General features: G+C 60.5%; 23 protein-coding genes. 6 read left to right on the forward strand and 17 right to left on the reverse strand.

What is annotated here, in order from left to right; all coding sequences use genetic code 11:
- Nucleotides 1–28: 28 nt before the first annotated feature.
- From RHSP_RS12620 to RHSP_RS12630, 3 genes are read left to right on the forward strand one after another with little or no spacing between them, the layout of a single operon-like run.
- The gene (locus RHSP_RS12620) at nucleotides 29–1249 is read left to right on the forward strand and encodes an NAD-dependent epimerase/dehydratase family protein (RefSeq protein WP_004117310.1); all 1221 of its coding nucleotides are present in this window, start codon (nucleotides 29–31) and stop codon (nucleotides 1247–1249) included.
- Nucleotides 1246–2112: a glycosyltransferase gene (locus tag RHSP_RS12625; protein WP_004117312.1), complete on the forward strand. Its 867-nt coding sequence runs from the start codon at nucleotides 1246–1248 to the stop codon at nucleotides 2110–2112. Before RHSP_RS12620 ends, RHSP_RS12625 begins: the two co-directional genes overlap by 4 nt.
- Nucleotides 2109–3041 carry an NAD-dependent epimerase/dehydratase family protein gene (locus RHSP_RS12630; protein ID WP_004117315.1) on the forward strand — a complete coding sequence of 311 codons (933 nt, stop codon included), beginning with the start codon at nucleotides 2109–2111 and terminating at the stop codon, nucleotides 3039–3041. The genes RHSP_RS12625 and RHSP_RS12630 overlap by 4 nt, the downstream gene beginning before the upstream one ends.
- Here RHSP_RS12630 and RHSP_RS12635 read toward each other — a convergent pair.
- The 8 genes from RHSP_RS12635 to ruvC all read right to left on the reverse strand — a co-directional run bounded on the left by RHSP_RS12635 (nucleotide 3010) and on the right by ruvC (nucleotide 8157).
- Complete coding sequence (locus tag RHSP_RS12635; protein WP_004117318.1) at nucleotides 3010–3573, reverse strand: DinB family protein; 564 nt, start codon at nucleotides 3571–3573, stop codon at nucleotides 3010–3012. The two genes, RHSP_RS12630 and RHSP_RS12635, sit on opposite strands and share 32 nt — an antisense overlap.
- Before the next feature lie 115 nt (nucleotides 3574–3688).
- Nucleotides 3689–4198, reverse strand: coding sequence for an NUDIX hydrolase (locus RHSP_RS12640; RefSeq protein ID WP_004117321.1), 510 nt, complete (start codon nucleotides 4196–4198; stop codon nucleotides 3689–3691).
- A 5-nt stretch (nucleotides 4199–4203) separates the two neighbouring features.
- On the reverse strand, nucleotides 4204–5106 hold the full coding sequence (locus tag RHSP_RS12645) for a metallophosphoesterase (RefSeq protein ID WP_004117324.1): 903 nt from the start codon (nucleotides 5104–5106) through the stop codon (nucleotides 4204–4206).
- Nucleotides 5106–6146, reverse strand: coding sequence for a Holliday junction branch migration DNA helicase RuvB (ruvB, locus tag RHSP_RS12650; protein ID WP_037151585.1), 1041 nt, complete (start codon nucleotides 6144–6146; stop codon nucleotides 5106–5108). Before ruvB ends, RHSP_RS12645 begins: the two co-directional genes overlap by 1 nt.
- 153 nt (nucleotides 6147–6299) lie before the next feature.
- Nucleotides 6300–6914, reverse strand: a complete 615-nt coding sequence (gene ruvA / locus RHSP_RS12655; protein WP_037151588.1) for a Holliday junction branch migration protein RuvA — start codon at nucleotides 6912–6914, stop codon at nucleotides 6300–6302.
- 12 nt (nucleotides 6915–6926) lie between these two features.
- The gene (locus RHSP_RS12660; protein WP_004117333.1) at nucleotides 6927–7340 is read right to left on the reverse strand and encodes a type II toxin-antitoxin system VapC family toxin; all 414 of its coding nucleotides are present in this window, start codon (nucleotides 7338–7340) and stop codon (nucleotides 6927–6929) included.
- A gap of 2 nt (nucleotides 7341–7342) precedes the next feature.
- Nucleotides 7343–7594 (reverse strand): AbrB/MazE/SpoVT family DNA-binding domain-containing protein, encoded by a 252-nt coding sequence (locus RHSP_RS12665; RefSeq protein WP_004117336.1) that lies wholly within the window; start codon nucleotides 7592–7594, stop codon nucleotides 7343–7345.
- Between the two features lie 50 nt (nucleotides 7595–7644).
- A complete protein-coding gene (gene ruvC, locus RHSP_RS12670) occupies nucleotides 7645–8157 on the reverse strand; it encodes a crossover junction endodeoxyribonuclease RuvC (RefSeq protein ID WP_004117339.1) in 513 nt (170 codons plus the stop codon).
- A gap of 190 nt (nucleotides 8158–8347) precedes the next feature.
- Here ruvC and RHSP_RS12675 point away from each other — a divergent pair, with 190 nt between their 5' ends.
- Nucleotides 8348–9346: an LLM class flavin-dependent oxidoreductase gene (locus RHSP_RS12675; RefSeq protein WP_037151593.1), complete on the forward strand. Its 999-nt coding sequence runs from the start codon at nucleotides 8348–8350 to the stop codon at nucleotides 9344–9346.
- A 69-nt stretch (nucleotides 9347–9415) separates the two neighbouring features.
- Here RHSP_RS12675 and RHSP_RS12680 read toward each other — a convergent pair whose 3' ends face one another.
- The 3 genes from RHSP_RS12680 to RHSP_RS12690 form a co-directional block, all read right to left on the reverse strand.
- Complete coding sequence (locus tag RHSP_RS12680) at nucleotides 9416–9853, reverse strand: DoxX family protein (protein ID WP_004117345.1); 438 nt, start codon at nucleotides 9851–9853, stop codon at nucleotides 9416–9418.
- Between the two features lie 106 nt (nucleotides 9854–9959).
- A complete protein-coding gene (locus RHSP_RS12685) occupies nucleotides 9960–10421 on the reverse strand; it encodes a tetratricopeptide repeat protein (RefSeq protein WP_004117348.1) in 462 nt (153 codons plus the stop codon).
- Between the two features lie 24 nt (nucleotides 10422–10445).
- Nucleotides 10446–11420, reverse strand: a complete 975-nt coding sequence (locus RHSP_RS12690; protein WP_004117351.1) for an MBL fold metallo-hydrolase — start codon at nucleotides 11418–11420, stop codon at nucleotides 10446–10448.
- A 342-nt stretch (nucleotides 11421–11762) separates the two neighbouring features.
- Here RHSP_RS12690 and RHSP_RS12695 point away from each other — a divergent pair, with 342 nt between their 5' ends.
- The gene (locus RHSP_RS12695) at nucleotides 11763–12518 is read left to right on the forward strand and encodes a sigma-70 family RNA polymerase sigma factor (protein WP_004117353.1); all 756 of its coding nucleotides are present in this window, start codon (nucleotides 11763–11765) and stop codon (nucleotides 12516–12518) included.
- Nucleotides 12515–13315, forward strand: coding sequence for an anti-sigma factor family protein (locus tag RHSP_RS12700; protein WP_037151597.1), 801 nt, complete (start codon nucleotides 12515–12517; stop codon nucleotides 13313–13315). Before RHSP_RS12695 ends, RHSP_RS12700 begins: the two co-directional genes overlap by 4 nt.
- A gap of 53 nt (nucleotides 13316–13368) precedes the next feature.
- On the opposite strand, the gene RHSP_RS12705 is transcribed toward RHSP_RS12700, so the two are convergent.
- From RHSP_RS12705 to RHSP_RS12725, 6 genes are all read right to left on the reverse strand, one after another.
- Nucleotides 13369–14115 (reverse strand): YebC/PmpR family DNA-binding transcriptional regulator, encoded by a 747-nt coding sequence (locus RHSP_RS12705; protein ID WP_037151600.1) that lies wholly within the window; start codon nucleotides 14113–14115, stop codon nucleotides 13369–13371.
- A gap of 113 nt (nucleotides 14116–14228) precedes the next feature.
- Nucleotides 14229–14780 carry a hypothetical protein gene (locus tag RHSP_RS34645; RefSeq protein ID WP_157385343.1) on the reverse strand — a complete coding sequence of 184 codons (552 nt, stop codon included), beginning with the start codon at nucleotides 14778–14780 and terminating at the stop codon, nucleotides 14229–14231.
- Nucleotides 14781–14866: 86 nt separating this feature from the next.
- Nucleotides 14867–15709, reverse strand: a complete 843-nt coding sequence (locus RHSP_RS12710) for an MBL fold metallo-hydrolase (RefSeq protein ID WP_037151603.1) — start codon at nucleotides 15707–15709, stop codon at nucleotides 14867–14869.
- Between the two features lie 126 nt (nucleotides 15710–15835).
- Nucleotides 15836–16660 carry a TIGR00282 family metallophosphoesterase gene (locus RHSP_RS34345; RefSeq protein ID WP_004117362.1) on the reverse strand — a complete coding sequence of 275 codons (825 nt, stop codon included), beginning with the start codon at nucleotides 16658–16660 and terminating at the stop codon, nucleotides 15836–15838.
- A 3-nt stretch (nucleotides 16661–16663) separates the two neighbouring features.
- Nucleotides 16664–17251 carry a 5-formyltetrahydrofolate cyclo-ligase gene (locus RHSP_RS34350; protein WP_004117364.1) on the reverse strand — a complete coding sequence of 196 codons (588 nt, stop codon included), beginning with the start codon at nucleotides 17249–17251 and terminating at the stop codon, nucleotides 16664–16666.
- A 104-nt stretch (nucleotides 17252–17355) separates the two neighbouring features.
- On the reverse strand, nucleotides 17356–18030 hold the full coding sequence (locus tag RHSP_RS12725; protein WP_004117365.1) for an HAD family hydrolase: 675 nt from the start codon (nucleotides 18028–18030) through the stop codon (nucleotides 17356–17358).
- Between the last annotated feature and the right edge of the window lie 306 nt (nucleotides 18031–18336).

Consider the following 18336-nt stretch of genomic DNA (forward strand, 5'->3'; position numbering starts at 1 on the left):
GGCGGATCGGCGCAGAAGGAAACATCTCATGAAAATAGCGGTTATGGGCGGCGACGGTTTCATCGGTTGGCCAACCTCGCTCCACCTCTCCGACGCCGGTCATGAGATCCACATCCTCGACAATCTCTCCCGCCGATGGATCGACACGGAACTGGGCGTCCAGTCGCTGACGCCGATGGATTCGATCCAGGAACGCACCCGCATCTGGCACGCCGAAACCGGCCGCCGCATCCATTTCAATCTGATCGATCTCTCCAAGGACTACGAGCTTCTGAAGAAGTGGCTGGCCGAGCATCGCCCCGATGCGATTGTGCATTTCGCCGAACAACGTGCCGCTCCCTACTCGATGAAGACCGACCGCCACAAGAACTACACGGTCAACAACAACGTCAACGCGACCCACAATCTGCTGAACGCGCTCGTCGAGCTCAATCTTGACGCGCATCTGGTGCATCTCGGCACGATGGGCGTCTATGGCTATTCCACGATAGGCGCCGCCATCCCCGAAGGCTACTTGCCGGTCGGCATCGATACGACGGACGGTCGCACCGTCAGCCAGGAAATCCTCTATCCCGCCAATCCCGGCTCGATCTACCACATGACGAAATGCCTCGATCAGCTGCTCTTCCAGTTCTATGCCAAGAACGATGGGCTGAGGATCACCGACCTGCATCAAGGCATCGTCTGGGGCACGCACACCGAGCAGGCGCGCCGGCATCCGCAGCTGATCAACCGTTTCGACTATGACGGCGACTACGGCACGGTGCTCAACCGCTTTCTCATCCAGGCGGCGATCGGCTATCCCTTGACCGTGCACGGCACCGGCGGCCAGACCCGTGCCTTCATCCATATTCAGGACTCGGTGCGCTGCATCGAACTTGCGCTCTTGAACCCGCCGGCCCGTGGTGCCCGCGTCGAAATTTTCAACCAGATGACGGAAACGCACCGCATACGCGATCTCGCCGAGATGATCGCTAGGGTCAGCGGTGCCGAAATCGTCCGCCTGCCGAACCCGCGCAAGGAAGCGCCGGAAAACGAACTGATCGTCAAGAACGACAAATTCCTGGGCCTCGGCCTGGAGCCGATCACGCTCGAAGCCGGCCTGCTCGGCGAGATCGTCGATGTCGCCAAGAAATATGCCTATCGCGTCGACCGATCGCGCGTTCCGGCGGTATCGGCCTGGACGAAGGATCTCGCCGCGACAGTCAACCATGATCCCGAGGGCAAGAGGTTGAAGTCCGTGTCATGATGCTCGGAAGCGAAATGCTGCAGGGGTTGCGCCCGCACACCCGTCCCCGTTCCGGCCAGGCCTTCGTGACGCTGGTCACGAATGCCGATTATGCCATGGGCGCGCTGGCGCTGGCGCGTTCGATCGCTCGCACCGGCACAAGGGCCGATATCGTCGTGCTGCATACTGCCGGCGTGCGCGAAAGCGATCTTGCTCCGCTCGCCGCGCTCGACTGCCGTCTCATCGAAGTCGAACACCTGCCGCTGTCGGATGGCTTCAACGAGCGGCATGCAGGCGGCAACCTCCATGCGGCGGCTCCCTTCACCAAGGGCCGCAAGCCTTCGTTCCACACACCGCTCGACAATTTCTGCAAGCTGCGGCTATGGCAGCTCATCGAATACGACACCTGTGTCTTCATCGATGCCGATGCGCTGGTGCTGCGGAATGTCGACCGGCTTTTCGATTATCCGGAATTTTCCGCCGCGCCGAACGTCTATGAGAGCCTGGCCGATTTTCATCGGCTGAATTCCGGCGTCTTCGTCGCCAAACCGTCGCTTGCGACGTTTCAGGACATGTTGAGACAGCTCGATCGCCCCGATGTTTTCTGGCGGCGGACGGACCAGACCTTTCTCGAGGCCTTTTTCCCGGATTGGCACGGCCTGCCGATCTTCATGAACATGCTGCAATATGTCTGGTTCAGCATGCCCGCCCTCTGGAATTGGAACAGCGTTTCGATCCTGCACTATCAGTATGAAAAGCCCTGGGAGGAAAACCATCCGAAGGCCGAGCAGCTGCGACCGTTGATCGACTTGTGGCATAGCTTTCATACCGGCCAGGATGTACCTGACATCGCGACCCTCGCCAATCCGCGAGCCGCCGCATGAAAGTTCTTCTATCCGGCGGAACGGGTCTCGTCGGCCGATATATCGCCGAGGAGCTGCTTGCCGCCGGATACAAGATCGCGATCGGTGGGCGCAACGCGCCACCTGCGGGTTTCTTTTCCCGGCCCGTCCCCTTCGTGCCGCTTAGCCTCGATCCCGCCGAAACCCAGAGCCATGCTTTCGATGACGCCTATGTCTTCGTGCACGCCGCCCTTAGCCATATCCCCGGCAAATACCGCGGCGGTGAAGGGGAAGACCCTGAGGGATTTCGCCGGCTCAATCTGGATGGCACGGTCAAGCTGTTCGAGACGGCCAGAAAGGCCGGCATCCGCCGCTGCGTCTTCCTTTCCTCCCGCGCCGTTTATGGCGAGGGGATTGCCGGAGAGGAGCTGACCGAAGCGGCCAAACCGATGCCGAACACGCTCTATGGTGAAATAAAGCACGATGCGGAGCATGCCCTCTTTTCCCTGTCTGCACCCGGCTTTGCGACCACGAGCTTGAGAGCGACAGGCGTCTATGGCGACCTGCGGCCCAACAAGTGGGATGATCTGTTCGACGACTATCTGAGCGGCAAGCCGGTTCCTTCTCGTGCGGGAACTGAAGTCCACGGCCGCGATCTTGGCCGCGCCGTGCGCTTGCTGTTAGAAACGGAAGCGGGCCGCATCGACGGCGAGGCCTTCAACCTGTCGGATATGCTGACCGATACCCGTGAAATCCTTGGCTACCTCCAGCAGGCATTAGACTGTCCCCATCCCCTCCCCGCTCAGACCCGCGAGGACGCAGCCGGCATCATGAATACGGCGAAGATTCGCGCGCTCGGATGGCAGGGCGGCGGAAAGGCGCTATTGAAGCAAACGATCGAAACCTTGGCGAGGACGATGCCGAAGCGCCATGCCGGCGTCAGCGCATCAGCTTCGCCTCGTCCCAATTGAGCGCCGCCAATTCAGCACCTCGGAACCGTGCATCGTCGGCAACGATGAACTCGTCGAGCTGTGGCGGCGCAACGCTGGTTCCGGCAAGCATGGCATGCACCTGGCCGCGGTGATGCGTCTGATGCTGGAACAGATGGTTCAGCACATCGTCTGCCCGATCCCGCTGGATGCGGCCGCCACGTTGGATATCGACGATCCTCATGGCGATCGCCGGCGTCAGTCCCTCGCAGAAAGCCACCAATCGCCGGTCGACTTCGGCCTGCCGTGCGGCCAAATCATCCGGCCGATCATACGGCTCCTCGATATCGAAAGCTTTCAGGCCCAGCGTGCCGCCCTCCAGCGCATCGACATAGAACCAATCCACGGTCAGGATGTGATTGAGGGTCGCCTTGATCGATGGAAAGAAGCTGACGCGCGTCGCTTCGAATTCGCCAGGCTGCAGCGCCGCGCAGGCCCGATGCAGCCGGATATTCGCCAAAGCGTTGTTATAGGCAAGCTTGCGAAAGCTGCGAACGGGATCGAAAGCGGACATGGAGCCTCCTGACTGGAGCATTTCCCGGAAAAGTACGCAGCGGTTTTTCGTCCGGAATGCGCAAAGAAACAAGAAGATTGGGCGTTTTCGCGATTCGAAGAAAAGCGAAAATGACCTAGGCCTTGTCGAGATCGCCATCCCGCCAGACGAGATGACGCGGCGCCAAGGGCAAGGTCTCGATTTCCTCAGCAATGAAATAGGGCGGAATATCGAGCGCCACCAGTGCTTCGCGCGTCGCCCGCACCCATTTGAATTCCAGATCGTTATCGCCGTCCTCGACGCGGTGGACGATCTCTTCCGGATGGAAGGGGAAGCTTGCGGGTATTTCCATCAGATAATAGAGCCCGAGCTCATGCCAATCGCGCCGCTCATAATGAAAGAAATTCTCCACCGACCAGAGCAGTCGCTCCACCGTGACATCGATGCCAAGCTCCTCCTGCATTTCCCGTCGCAGGGTCTCCTCGGAGGTCTCGCCGATCTCGGCGCGGCCGCCGGGAAACGTCCAAAAGCTTTCGTGCACGGCGCGATGCACCAGCACATGCCCATCGCGAAAGCCCAGGCCAGCCACACGCATTTGAAAACGTGAGCGACCAGCATTCAATCTGATGAGCTTGCGTTTCGACATGATCGTCACCCTACATCGATCACGACGATCTCAGGCGGAACTCCGAAGCGAACGGGCATGATGGAGCAGCCGAGGCCGCCGGAAACAATGATATGGCGGTCTTCCTCGACGATATGGCCATAAACATACCGGTCGCCGTACCGCGACGGCGAATAAGGCGACCAGCCGAAGATCCTCACCTGCCCGCCATGCGTATGCCCCGACAGGGTCAGTGATACCCGCGATGGAACGGCGGGAAAAACATCCGGCTCATGTGCGAGAAGGATAACCGGCGCATCATCGGTGATCTGCGCCAGGGTCCCGCCGATATCCTCGAGCCCCTGCGTGAACGGCCGCTTCCAGCGGATGCTCCGGCGCAGGGCAAGCTGATCCTCAATACCGGCAAGCCAGAACCCGTGCCCGTCTTTTTCCAGACGCACGGAGCGATTGGAATAGACCTCGATCCCGACGCCGCTTAAGGCGCGATGGCTGAATGTCGGGCCTCGACCGCTTCTTTGAGCGGCCGCATCGTGCCACCAGTCGTGATTACCGACGATGGCATGGACGCCAAGCGGCGCCCTCAGCGTCGCGAGTTGCTCAGCCCACGCGCGATGACCAACCTTGCCAGTAATGAGATCGGTTCCCGAGGTATAATCGCCGAGCAGGACGATGATGTCGCCGCCAAGCCCGTTGGCATGGGCGCAGATCGAGCCTATGCGCTCGGCCGACATCCACGGCTCGCAGGCATGGAAATCGGCAAGCGCCACGATCCGAAGCTTCAGCCCCGGCGTCCATCCAGGCGGCGTCAGCGCATAGCGGGTCACGTCCAGCCGAATGACGGGTTCATATCCAAAGGCATAGCCTCCGAGTGCCATCAAACCGAATAGGCTGCCGCCAAAGAGCTTCAGAAAGGCACGACGGCCGAGCATCAATCCCCCTCCTGGAACAGCCGGAACTGGGCAGCCTCCAGATCCTTGGGCGGCTGCAGGCCGAGATGTTTCCAGGCGATCGCGGTCAAAACGCGGCCGCGGGGCGTGCGCTGAATGAAGCCCTGCTGGATCATATAGGGCTCGATAATGTCTTCGATCGCGTCGCGCGGTTCGGAAAGTCCGGCGGCAATGGTCTCGATGCCCACAGGCCCGCCGCCGAAATTGACCGCGATCATGTTGAGGTAACGCTTGTCGAGCTGATCGAAGCCGACATTGTCGACGAGGAGCCGTGTCAGCGCCTCGTCGGCAATTTCCCGCGTCACCGCCTCGACCTTGGCAACCTCCGCAAAATCGCGCACGCGGCGCAACAGGCGACCGGCGATGCGGGGCGTACCGCGGGCACGGCGCGCAATCTCGCGCGCGCCCTCGTCGGTCATGCCGAGGCCCATCAGCCTTGCGCCGCGCCGAACGATCAGCTCCAGCTCGTCAACAGTGTAGAAACTCAGCCGCACCGGGATGCCGAAACGATCGCGCAACGGCGTCGTCAACAACCCGAGGCGAGTGGTCGCGGCAACCAGCGTAAACTTGGCAAGATCGATCTTCACCGAACGCGCCGCCGGCCCCTCGCCGATGATGAGATCGAGCTGAAAGTCCTCCATGGCCGGATAGAGGATTTCCTCGACAGCTGGATTGAGGCGATGAATTTCATCGATGAAGAGCACGTCGCGCTCCTCGAGATTGGTCAGCAGTGCGGCAAGATCGCCCGCCTTGGCGATAACCGGCCCGGAGGTGGAGCGGAAATTGACGCCGAGCTCCTTGGCCATGATCTGCGCCAGCGTCGTCTTGCCGAGGCCGGGCGGACCGACAAACAGCACGTGATCCAGCGCCTCGCCGCGCCCCTTGGCTGCCTCGATGAAGACCTTCAGATTGGCGCGCGCCTCCGCCTGGCCGGTAAATTCGTCCAGCGACTGCGGCCTGAGCGTCGCATCGATATCTTCGCCCCGCTTTTCCGGCGATATCAGACGTGCGGCTTCACTCATGTCAGCGGTTCCATTCCCGGTATGCGTTGTGCAGCCCCCATACCGAAGGCGGCATCATGTCTTTCGCGCTTAAAATATCGTTCGATGCGACAGCATCGCAAGTCGATCTCTCCACTTGGAAACAATAGTCAGGAACACGGAAGGTGCAAAGCCTCACCGCGAGAGTTCCTTGAGGCCGAGGCGGATCAGCTTGGCGCTGTCGGCGCCTTCCCCGGCCGTCTTCAAGGCTGCGGCCACGGCATTGGCGGCCTGATCGCGGGAATAGCCGAGATTGGTGAGCGCGGAAACGGCATCGGCGACGGGCGCTGCGGCAACCCCATCTCCCAGTTCCTGCTTGAGCCCGATATTGGCCGCATCGCCGGCAAAGACCGGCGCCTTGTTCTTGAGTTCCGTCACGATGCGCATGGCAACCTTTGGACCGACGCCCGGCGCTCGCGAAACAGCGGCACGATCCTGCAAGGCGATCGCATTCGCAAGCTCGGCCGGCGTCAGTGTCGACAGCAGAGCAAGCGCTACCTTGGCGCCAACACCCTGAACCGTCTGCACGATGTTGAACCATTCGCGCTCCAGCACCGTCATGAAGCCGAAAAGACGGATCTGATCCTCGCGCACATAGGTCTCGATGAAGAGAATGCAGGCCTCGCCGACGGAACCGAGCTTCGACAGCGTTCGGGCCGAGCAATAGGCGGCATAGCAGACGCCGTGCACATCCACGAGCACATAGTCTTCGCTGATCTCTTCGATTGTGCCTTTGAGCTTGCCGATCATGGGTGATGTCCGTCAGGGATGCGTTTCAGGAGTGATGAGGTCGATCGAGGGAAAGTAGGAACGATAGCCCTTGGGATCTCGCGTCAGTATGGAATAACCACGCACTGCGGCGTGCGCGCCGATCAGAAAATCGGGAAGAATGCGCTCCCTCCCACCGCCCGCCTGACGATAAATCCTAAAAGCCGCCGCCGCGGCGAATGCTGCCGACCAGGGAAGGCTTTCACGGCGAAATTCGCTTTGCGGCAGCAGCTCGTCCACTCGATCCATGTTGCTGTAACGCACCGAAAATTCCGCATAGATAATTGAATTGATAACGACCGGCCCTTGTTTAAAAGCAGAGAGAACCTGACTGCTGGACCAACCATGCCAAGCTGAACCGGGTATCGCCAAGTCAACCAACACATTCGTGTCGATGATCGTGACCATGATTACCGGTCACGCGTCATCGACATCAGTGCTTCGGCGTCGATATCCTGATCGCCCGTGCCTTCCAAGCGCTTAAGAGTGGCCATGAACCGATCGAGCCGCTGCCTGTCCTCGATTTCCCGCTTACCGTTCTTGGGCGAAACAACCAGTTTTCCATCCTCCACGGAAAATATGACTTCGCTGTTGAGCTCAATGCCAGCCAGCTCACGCAAGTCGCGGGGGATTGTCACCTGTCCTTTGGATGTCACGCGCATTCTTGCTCTCCAAATCTTATGGTAAGAATTATCATTACCACAAGAACAAACTACCCCGCCAACGCCGCCTGCCGCAGCCGGCTCGCCCCGCGGTTATGCGCATGGCAGACGGCAATGGCGAGCGCATCGGCCGCGTCATTGCCCTTGAATTCCACCTTGGGCATCAGGATCTTCAGCATCATGTGGATCTGCTGCTTTTCGCCGTGGCCGACGCCGATGACGGCCTTCTTGACCGCATTCGGCGCATATTCCGAGACTGGCAGGCCGGCACGCGCCGGCACCAACATAACAACGCCGCGTGCCTGACCGAGCTTCAAGGTCGCCACCGCATCCTTGTTGACGAAGGTCTGCTCGACGGCGGCCTCATCCGGCTGATAGCTGTGAACGACTTCGGCAAGCCCGTCGTGAAGCTGACAGAGGCGGGATGCGAGATCCATGTCACCATCCGAGGTCACGGTTCCCGAAGCGACAAAGCGAAGCGAGTTGCCGAGCGTATCGATGATACCCCAGCCGGTGCGGCGCAAGCCCGGATCAATGCCGATGATGCGAATCGTATTCTGCATAAGACAACCTATCTTTCGGGCCGTAGATGTGCCAGCAAAATGTGAACAAAACAAAAACGAGACACAGATTGGACCGCCGGTGCCGCGCTGAAAACATCGTGACGAAATTGCGGCGACGGGGTTTGGAATAGGCGCACAGCACTCCTACATGTGGGTGCGACCCTCCCTTCCACCACGCAGGTTTCTTGCCATGGTTCCCTTTTCCATCCTCGATCTTTCGCCCGTTGCCGAAGGCAGCACCATCCGCCAGTCCTTCGAAAGCTCGAAGCGCATGGCGCAGAAGGCGGAAGAGCTTGGCTACAACAGGTTCTGGCTCGCCGAACATCACGGCATGCCGGGTATTGCCAGCGCCGCGACGTCCGTCGTCATCGGCCATGTCGGCGCTGCGACCTCCCGCATCCGCATCGGTTCGGGCGGCGTCATGCTGCCGAACCATTCGCCGCTCGTCATTGCCGAGCAGTTCGGCACGCTGGAAGCTCTCTTCCCCGGCCGCGTCGATCTCGGGCTCGGCCGCGCGCCAGGCACCGACATGCGCACGGCGCAGGCTTTGCGCCGCAATATCGATGCCGGCGCGCAGAGCTTTCCGCAGGATATCGTCGAGCTGCAGCACCTCTTCAGCCCGGCTGACGACAACCAGATCATCCTCGCCATTCCCGGCCACGGCGCAAACGTGCCGATCTGGCTGCTCGGCTCCAGCCTCTACAGCGCCCATCTCGCCGCCATGCTCGGCCTTCCCTATGCCTTTGCCTCGCATTTTGCGCCGGAAGCCCTGCTGGACGCCATCGCCATCTACCGCGAGCGCTTCACCCCTTCGGCCACGCTCGACAAGCCTTATGTGATGGTCGGCGCCATGGGCGCTGTGGCGGATACGGATGAAGAGGCCCAATACTATTTCACCTCGGCACAGCAGCAATTCGTCAACCTGCGCCGCAACGTGCGCGGCCCCTTCCCCCGCCCGCGCCGCGACATGGACGATTTCTGGACGCCGATGGAAAAACTGAATGTGGAAAATACGCTGCGCTACGCCGTGGTCGGCTCACCGGCGACGGCGGAGGCGAAGCTCTCGCAATTCGTCAAGGACACGGAAGCCGATGAAGTCATCATTTCGATGCCGATCCACGATATCGAGGCGCGCTTGAAGTCGGTGGAACTCTTCGCGACGCTTTCAAGCTTCAAGAAGGTCGCCTGACTTTCGAAGGCGCGCAGTCTATCCGGTGAGCCGATCCTGTATATGCGGCTCACCGGGCGCTCGACAAGCTCAAGCGAGGAGCCTCGTCTTCCAATGACGCCGGATGAGCATGTCCAGAGACAGCTTGCCGGCGCCGGCGACGATCAGCGCGAACATGCCGCCGGAGATCGCCAGATCCTTTTCAAAGTGCAGCAACTCATTGTGGCTGGCGAAGTTCGTGTGAAAGAGCAGCGCCGTCAGCAGGCAGAACAGGCCGAGGCCAAACGCCGCCAAGCGGGTCATCAGCCCGAGCGCAATGGCAAGGCCGGCGCCAAGCTGCAGCACGATGGTTGCGATTGCGACGGGGGCTGACACGCCAAGCCTGGCCATGGCCTCCAGAGCATTGTCGAAATTGCTGGCAAGTTCGATGCCTTCTTCCAGGAAGAGCAGCGACAGCAAGATGCGGCCGAACAGCAATGCCATATCGGCCATATTCACAAGAACGGCACTCTCCTCTTCGAATTCCATGACCTGTCTCCTTCCCGTCGAGATGCGCGCGCTCTCCGATCCTGCCCGGCGGCATTTCCGCGACTTCGTCGAATGGAAATGCCGCCGGATCGGCTGAGGCCGTGCGCTAGTTGGTACTCTTGGCGGCGATCGCCTTCGTCAGATCCTCAAGCTCTTCGCATCCCGCCGGGCAAAGCTTGGTCAGTGCTGCCAGCTGCTCGCGGGCCTTGGGCATATCGCCGGTCTCGGCATAGAGTTCGCCGAGATATTCATGCGCGCCCTTGTGATCCGGCTGCAGTTCCAGGGCCTTGGTATAGTAGGTGAGCGACGTCTTGAAGTCGCCGGTCTTGCGCAGGGTGAAGCCCATCAGATTGTAGACATCGGCCTGCTGGTGCTCCTCGGCGATGTCGCGAAGCTCGGCGAGAGCGCCCGCATAGTCTTTCGCGCCAATCTTGGCGCGCACCGAAGTGAGGTCCGGCGCATCGGTCGATTCCATATTGTCGACGGCAAAGGCGACGCCTGCCGTTGCGGCCGGAAGGATGGTGACGGCACACAGGCTGGCGATCCCGAAAATGGCATGTCTGAACATGGTATTTGCTCCTGTTGTGGCCGCTCAGGCCTGGATGGTGGGGGTGAAGCCGTAGGAATTGCCGTCCTTTACGAAGGTGCCCGAGCCCGGGAATGGGAAATGCGAGCCGCAAATCCTGATCTTGTCGGCAATGACGCGATCGACGAGCCTGCGGCGGGTGGCGACGGCCATCGGGCCGTCCTGGTCGTAAGCGCCTTCCCATTCCGGATGGGGGGCGAGCAGCGCCGGCACGTACATGATGTCGGCCGAAACCATCAGCTGCTCGCTGCCGCCATCGATGAGGAAGACGGAATGGCCCGGCGTATGGCCGTATGCGGCCAGCATATGCACGCCGGGTGCCACTTCGGCATTATCGTCGACTAGCTTCCAGTTCTTCCATGTCGGGAAGACGGAGGCGATGCGCCGGCCGGCCTCCTTGCGGCCCTCCGCCAGCTTGTCGACGCGGCCGGGATCGGTCCACCAGTTGAATTCGGCGGCATTGACGATCAGCTCGGCATTCGGGAAGACGGCGGTGTTCGTTCCCTTTTCCATCAGACCCCAGACATGGTCCGGATGGAAATGTGAGATCATGATCGTATCGATCTTCTTGTAGTCGATGCCGGCGGCGGCCATGTTGGCCGGCAGATGCGTGGCGTTGGTCTGCCACTGCCCGACACCCGAACCGGCATCCATCATGATCTTGCGTCCGCCGATATCGAGAACGACGACAGTCAGCGGAATGGGCATGAAATCGGTCGTGAGCCCCGCCTTGGAAAGCGCCTCCTTGGTATCATCGACGGAGGCGTTCTTGATGAAGGCCGGATCATGCGGCTTGCGCCAGATGCCGTCATAAATGGCGGTCACCTCGATCGAACCGACCTTGTATTTGTAGAAGCCGACCGTCGGCTCCAGCGGCGTGGCAGCAAAGGCTTGCGGGATGAATTCGAGCTTCGACGACAGCCCGAAAGCTGCCGCAGCGGCGGCCGTACCGAGCACGGCGCGGCGGGTCATATCAAACATCGCAATATCTCCTCAGGGTTATGGCTTTCGAGCCAGGCGGAGGACGCTTCAGATCGCGGCCGTCCACTGAGGAAGAAGATCGATGGCGATGAGCGCTTATTCCCAGCCGTACGAAGAATTCTCGCAAGCCATTGAGATATATGGCGTTATTTTTGTGGAACCGGATTGAAGCGGCAGAACGACGGGCGTCCGCATTCAGTATCTGCGATTTTTTGCATCCGATCGGGAATAAAACGCACGTCGTCGCGATCTAGTATCGCAGGCAACATTGCAAGCACCGTATCCGAGGCCTACAGTCGGCATCGGCGTTTTGCGGGGATCATGATGACAGACGCCCGATTTATGACTTCGATGACGCTCGGCGACCAAGTCAACGCATGGACTTGGAATTGGCCGCAAACCACCGCGATACGCAGGCTGGCTGGGCTTTTGGCTCGCTTGCACACTTTCCTAGCGCAACTGAAAACGGCCCATCACGCCATCCTTATGACGGTGGCGGAGCCGACGGCCAATGCCGGGCCGCTGCAGCGCGCAATCGCCTCCCCTGACGAGACCATGCGCCGCTTCCAGCGCACGATCATTCCGCATCTGGACGCCGCCTATAATTTCGCGCGCTTCCTGAGCCGAGACGCCGATGCGGCGCAGGACATCGTGCAGGAGGCATATCTGCGCGCCTATCGCGGCTTTGGCGGCTTTCGCGACGGCGATGCCCGCGCCTGGACCTTCACCATCGTCCGCAACTGTTATCATGCCTGGCTGCAGGAGGGCCGGCGCAAGACCCGTTATGAACAGCCGATGACCGACGAAAGAGACTTGGATGAAGGCTCGCCCTCACCCGATCCCGCTTCCGAGGAGGATACGCCGGAGGCCGCCTTCATCCGCAAGTCGGAAACGCAGCGGGTGCGTGAGGTCATCAACATGTTGCCCGATGCCATGCGCGAAGTCCTGGTCCTGCGTGAGCTCGAGGATCTTTCCTATAAGGAGATCGCCGACATTATCGACGCGCCGATCGGCACCGTCATGTCGCGCCTTGCCCGCGCCCGCCGCGATTTCGGCGAGGCCTGGCGCAGCCTCGACGAAAAGGGGGCGGCACGATGAGCGAGGGGAAACACAATGATCACGGCGAGTGGGCAGACCTGCTGCACGGCTTCATCGACGGCGAATTGGACGCAGCGAATGCGGCGCGTTTCGAGGCACATCTGGCGACTTGCGCCGAATGTGCAAGGGAGATGGAGAATGCCATGATGGTCAAGCGACTTTCCGCACGCGAAGGTGTCAAATGGCAAGCGCCGGATATCGTCCATGCCCGCGTTCAGGCCGCACTTACGCTGGAACAGGCCATGACGAAGCGCGCGATGGCCGCGATCCAAACGGAAAGCCTATGGCGGCGCGCTTGGCGCTTGGTTCGCGAATGGAGCTTCGTGCCGTCGCTCGCCGTTCTGGCCGCAAGCCTCATGCTGGTGCTGAACCTGCCGCAGCAGAGCCAGACGATCGAAGATCAGCTTCTTGCGAGCCATGTACGCTCGATGCTCGCCGATCATCTGACAGATGTGCTGACCTCCGACCAGCACACCGTCAAACCGTGGTTCAACGGCAAGATCGATTTCTCACCGCCCGTGGTCGATCTGGCGGCTCGAGGCTTTCCCCTCGTCGGCGGCAGGGTGGATTACCTCGATGGCCGGGTGGTGGCGGCGCTGATCTATCGCCGGCACGGCCATGTCATCAATCTCTTCATCTGGCCGGCCACTGCGGAAACCCGCAGCAATGCCGAGAAAGATGGCTACAATTTCGTCGAATGGCATGCGGACGGGCTGGTCTTCTGGGCCGTCTCCGATGTCGCCGCACCCGATCTCGCCGCCTTCCGCGACGATTTCACGCGCGCAACAACGCCATAACGCAAAAAGCCGGCCGCATCGCTGCAGCCGGCCTTTTGATGGATCTCGATGGATCAGGCCGAGAGCTTGGCCAGAACTTCTTCCGAAACTTCGAAGTTCGAGTAGACATTCTGAACGTCGTCGTCGTCTTCGAGGCTGTCGATGAGCTTCAGCAGCGACTGGGCCTTTTCTTCGTCGACCGGCACATTGTTCTGCGCGCGCCAGATCGCCTTGACCGTTTCGGCTTCGCCGAGCGTCGCTTCGAGCGCCTTGGCAACTTCACCGAGAGATTCGAAGGCGCAGATGATCCAATGACCTTCCTCGTCGCTTTCGACATCGTCAGCGCCAGCTTCGATCGCCGCTTCCATCACCTTGTCGGCATCGCCAACGGTCGGCTTGTAGGTGATTTCGCCGACGTGGTCGAAGGAGAAGGACACCGAACCGGTTTCGCCAAGCGCGCCGCCGGCCTTTGTAAAGATCGAGCGGACGTTGGAAGCCGTGCGGTTGCGGTTGTCGGTCAGCGCTTCGACGATGATCGCCGTGCCGCCCGGGCCGTAGCCTTCGTAACGGATCGCATCGTAATTCTCGGTGTCGGCACCGGACGCCTTCTTGATAGCGCGATCGATATTGTCCTTCGGCATCGACTGCGCCTTGGCGTTCTGAATCGCCAGGCGCAGGCTCGCGTTCATGGTCGGGTCAGGCAGGCCCGCCTTGGCGGCGACGGTGATTTCACGCGCCAGCTTCGAGAACATTTTGGAACGCACCGAGTCCTGACGACCCTTGCGGTGCATGATGTTTTTAAACTGTGAATGGCCAGCCATGGCACCCCTGTTCACGTCTTTTGTTGGGAATGGCCGCCTTATAAGAGCGAAGCGGCCTTCATTCAAGTAAAAAGCCGGGTAACGGGAGCAGCAGAAGCCTTTCGCCGCCATTCCTATGGCTTGACGGCAAGCCTTCCCGCCTGGATATCCGCAACGGTTTCCATGGCCTTGTTCAATCCTTCGAGCGACGCGCGTTCGTCCTTGATGACGGGTCGTAGATCGGGCGACCAGTCATTGATGGCGCCAACGCGCGCCAGGAAAGTGCCGCCGCTTCTCATCTGGTGAATGATCCGGCTTGCCCGAACGCAACCCTGTGTATCCGTAGCAACCGCCGGGTGGCTATCAATCCTGATCAACGCGGTCGTGCCCGGTGCATCATGCAACAAGGCGCAGACGCGTTGGGGTGATGGTGAACTACCGTAGTCAATGAACAAAGCCCCCGACAAGGACGTAATGCTGCAATTGCGCTTATCGGTCATTGCATCGGTCGGGCACGACACATTCCAATTGCCAGCAGCTAGCGGGTTTGCGCTCCTGCCAACAGAAACCGTTCCCCGACTGAATTTCTCGATGCGGTAGCCATCGGATGTCGTGCTGACCGGATTAGGAGAGACGCAGCCCGATAGTGTCGCAGCTATGATTGCAGTCAAAAGAACCCGGTTCATGCGCTTCCCCCAAATGGTACAGCGCAATCAATCACGACGAGCGGAAGTTGCAAAGATGGCGGAGAGGCATGTCCCAACAAAAATCGTCAGAGCCCCTTGAGCACGTAGATCAGCGGCTTGCGCGGCAGGGTCTTCAGCGACACTGTAACGCTTGCCGTCGGCGCGTAGCCTACATCGAAGTCAGGGCCGAAAAGCGCCAGGAACTGATCGATCGGCGGGCCCCAGCGATGCATGGGCAGGATCAGCGACGAACGCAGCCGCTTGACGACGCGGCTCATGCTGTCGGCGCCCATGGTCAGGCCGCCGTCGACAGGCACCATTACGACATCGAGCCGGCCGATCTCGGCATATTGCTGATCGGTGAGCTCGAAATGCAGATGTCCCAGATGGCCGATGCAGAGACCGGCCACCTCGAAGATGAAGATCGAATTGCCGTTTGCTTCGATACCCCCGCCCCAGGAGCGAATATCGGTCACGACATTGCGGATCAGCGTGTCGCCTACGGTCAGATGGATCTTCGCCGGCTCTCCGGGCACGTCGCTCCATCCATGCAGCACATATTTGATCGCCGGATCGGGCGTCAGCGTATAGTGGCTCGGATGCGCCTTGTTCATCGTCACGACGTCAGCCGTGTAGGGTGGCGGATATGCGCCGCTATAATCCGTGGCGATCGAAACCCCACCGGGTGTCTCAATGAAGAACGTCGCATGTCCGAGGAAGGTGATCTTCACGTCGCCATCGACGAGGTCATTGGCAAGGATGGGGCCGGGAGAAGAGAAGCTGGCGAAGCTCGCCTTGGGCAGGGATTGCGCGATCGCCTGGCACTGGCTCGGCTCCGGGCGTGCCGGCTTTTGCTGGGCGTCAGCCGCGCTCCAGCCGAAAATCATCGATAGGAAGAACGCGGCAAGGACAGGAAATCGCGGCATCATGCCATCCCCTCAAGCCCGATAGTGGCGGAAGGATGCGGCATGGGCGTAGGCGGGTCCAGCTGCAATCAGGCTCGATTGCTCACAATCGCGTCATCGCATGGCGATGATGAAAACCCCGTGCTTCGCTCAGCGCCAGAAGTCCGGAATGGTTTCCGCCAGACGCGGGCCAAGCCGCAGCGGCGCGATCTTCTCAGCCAATCCCGTTGCGTCGGAAATCTCGACGCCGACGCCGCAGATGGTTGCAGGCCCGGAAGCCGCTTCGAACCGTCCCTTCGGCATCTTCGAAATGAAGCGGTTGAGCGGTTCTTCCTTTTCCATGCCGAGCGAGGAATCATAATCGCCGCACATGCCGGCATCCGACATATAGGCCGTGCCGCCATTCAGGATCTGCGCGTCCGCGGTCGGCACATGCGTATGCGTGCCGACGACAAAGCTGGCGCGACCATCGACGAAATGCCCGAAACACTGCTTTTCGCTGGTCGCTTCCGCATGAAAATCGAAGATGATGGCATCGGCCTGTTCCTTCAGCGGGCAGGCATCGAGAATGGCTTCCGCCGCTTTGAAGGGATCGTCCAGCTCCGGATGCATGAAGACGCGGCCCATGATGTTGGCAACGAGGACGCGGGCACCGTTGCGCGCATAGTATATTCCGGAGCCGCGGCCGGGCGTGCCGGCAGGATAGTTGGCGGGGCGCAGGAACTGGTCGTGGCGCTCGCAGAAAACGACGGCTTCCTTCTGGTCCCAGACATGGTTGCCTGTTGTCACGACATCGGCGCCGGCATTGATCGTTTCGAGAAAGATATCCTCGGTAATGCCGAAACCGCCGGCGGCGTTCTCGCCGTTAACGATGACGAAATCGAGCTTCAGATCGGACACCAGCCCCGGAAGGCGGTCCCATACCGCAGTCCGTCCGGTCTTCCCGACCATGTCACCCAGAAAAAGCAGCCGCATTCGCTATCCAATCGCTTCCGAAACGAAATTGAGTCCGCTCTCGGTCAAAATCGCGTCAAGACGGACATCATGCGGCTCAGCCGGTACTGATGGCACTTCTTGGCAATCAAATGCAATGCCGATCAGCCGCGGATTCAGCCCTTTTTCATGCAGACGGGTGATCGCGCGGTCGTAATGTCCGGCTCCGTAGCCGATGCGGTGGCCGGTTCTGTCGAAGGCCGAAAGCGGCACCAGCATGAGGTCTGGGTCGAGCACGGCCGCATCAGGCCCGGGCCCCGACGTGCCGAACCCGCACGGAACGAGCGGTGCGCCGGGCACGAGCTCGCGAAAGACGATCGTGCTTCGATCGAGGATGATGGGCACGCAAAGCCGTGCTCCGCGCTCCCGGAACCGCGCCATCAGCGGTCTTATATCGGCCTCGGAGCGTATCGGCAGGAAGCCGGAAACGACAGTTCCGGGCTCGATGTCGATCGCATCGCCGCCATGCATGGCCATGGCAAGCGCCATTTCGATGCGCTCGTCTGCCGGAATTGCGTCACGTGCAGCCAGACGCTCGTTGCGATATTGGGCTTTCAGCTCTTTGGGGGACATCGGATCTTCGCAAACTTTATGATATCACGAAAACATAATGAGCCGGCAGCTCAATGCAATGCGCGAAAGCGACATGCCGCAATCGTGTGACCGATCCGGCATCATCAGCCGTTGCAGACAACCGACATTTTTCCTTCGCCGTCGACATGCGCATGGACGTTTTCATAGTTCGGCAAGGTCGTGTGCCCGGTTTCCACGGGATGCGAGTGCGTCGCGGTAATGACGAGCACATCGGCGCCGGCCGCTTCGCCCGCCTTGATACCGGCCATGACATCCTCGAACACCAAGCAATCGGAGGTGCGCAGGCCAAGACGTTCTGCCCCAAGAATATAGCATTGCGGATCCGGCTTGCCGACCTTGACGTCCTCGGCAGTCACGATGAAGCGCGGCACCGGGATGCCGGCGGCGTCCAGTCGGGCCATCGCCAGACGGTATGGGGAGGAGGTCACGATCGCCCAGCGCTCCGGCGGCAGGGACGCGAGGAAGTCGATCGCACCCGGCAGCGCAACCACGCCTTCGACATCGGCGATCTCCGCTTCCATGATCAGCGTCGACTCGGCAACCGGATCGACGCCGGGCAGGTTCAGCTGGCCGATCGTATCGATACCGCGCTTGCCATGCATGGTCGGCATGAACTTCTCGACATCGAGACCCTTGCTGCGGGCCCAATTGCCCCAGACGCGTTCGGCAGCGGCGATCGAATTGATGATCGTGCCGTCCATGTCGAACAGGAAGCCGGAATAGGTTTTGGCGAAAGCGGAAGACTGTGCGACGGACAAGGGAGGCCCTTTCTAGGGCAATTCCAGCAAAGCTGCGCAGCGATTTGCGTCCGGAATTGCGTGAAAACAAGGAGACAAAGCATTTCCGCGACTTCGTTTGAAACGGAAATGCTCGAGACGTGGAAACGAGTGGCCGGCGCCAGCCATGCCACTCGCAATTTGTGCCTCTTCGACTAACGGCAGCCGCAGCAAGAAGCAAATGATTGCTGAGCAACGAACGCGGAAAGGTCCGTTCCTTCGTCTCGACCGACGCTATATCGGAAGGCCGCGCTGCTACCGCCAGGGCAAGATATCGAAGTGGAGACG

This window comes from Rhizobium freirei PRF 81 (assembly GCF_000359745.1).
GTDB classification, from domain to species: domain Bacteria; phylum Pseudomonadota; class Alphaproteobacteria; order Rhizobiales; family Rhizobiaceae; genus Rhizobium; species Rhizobium freirei.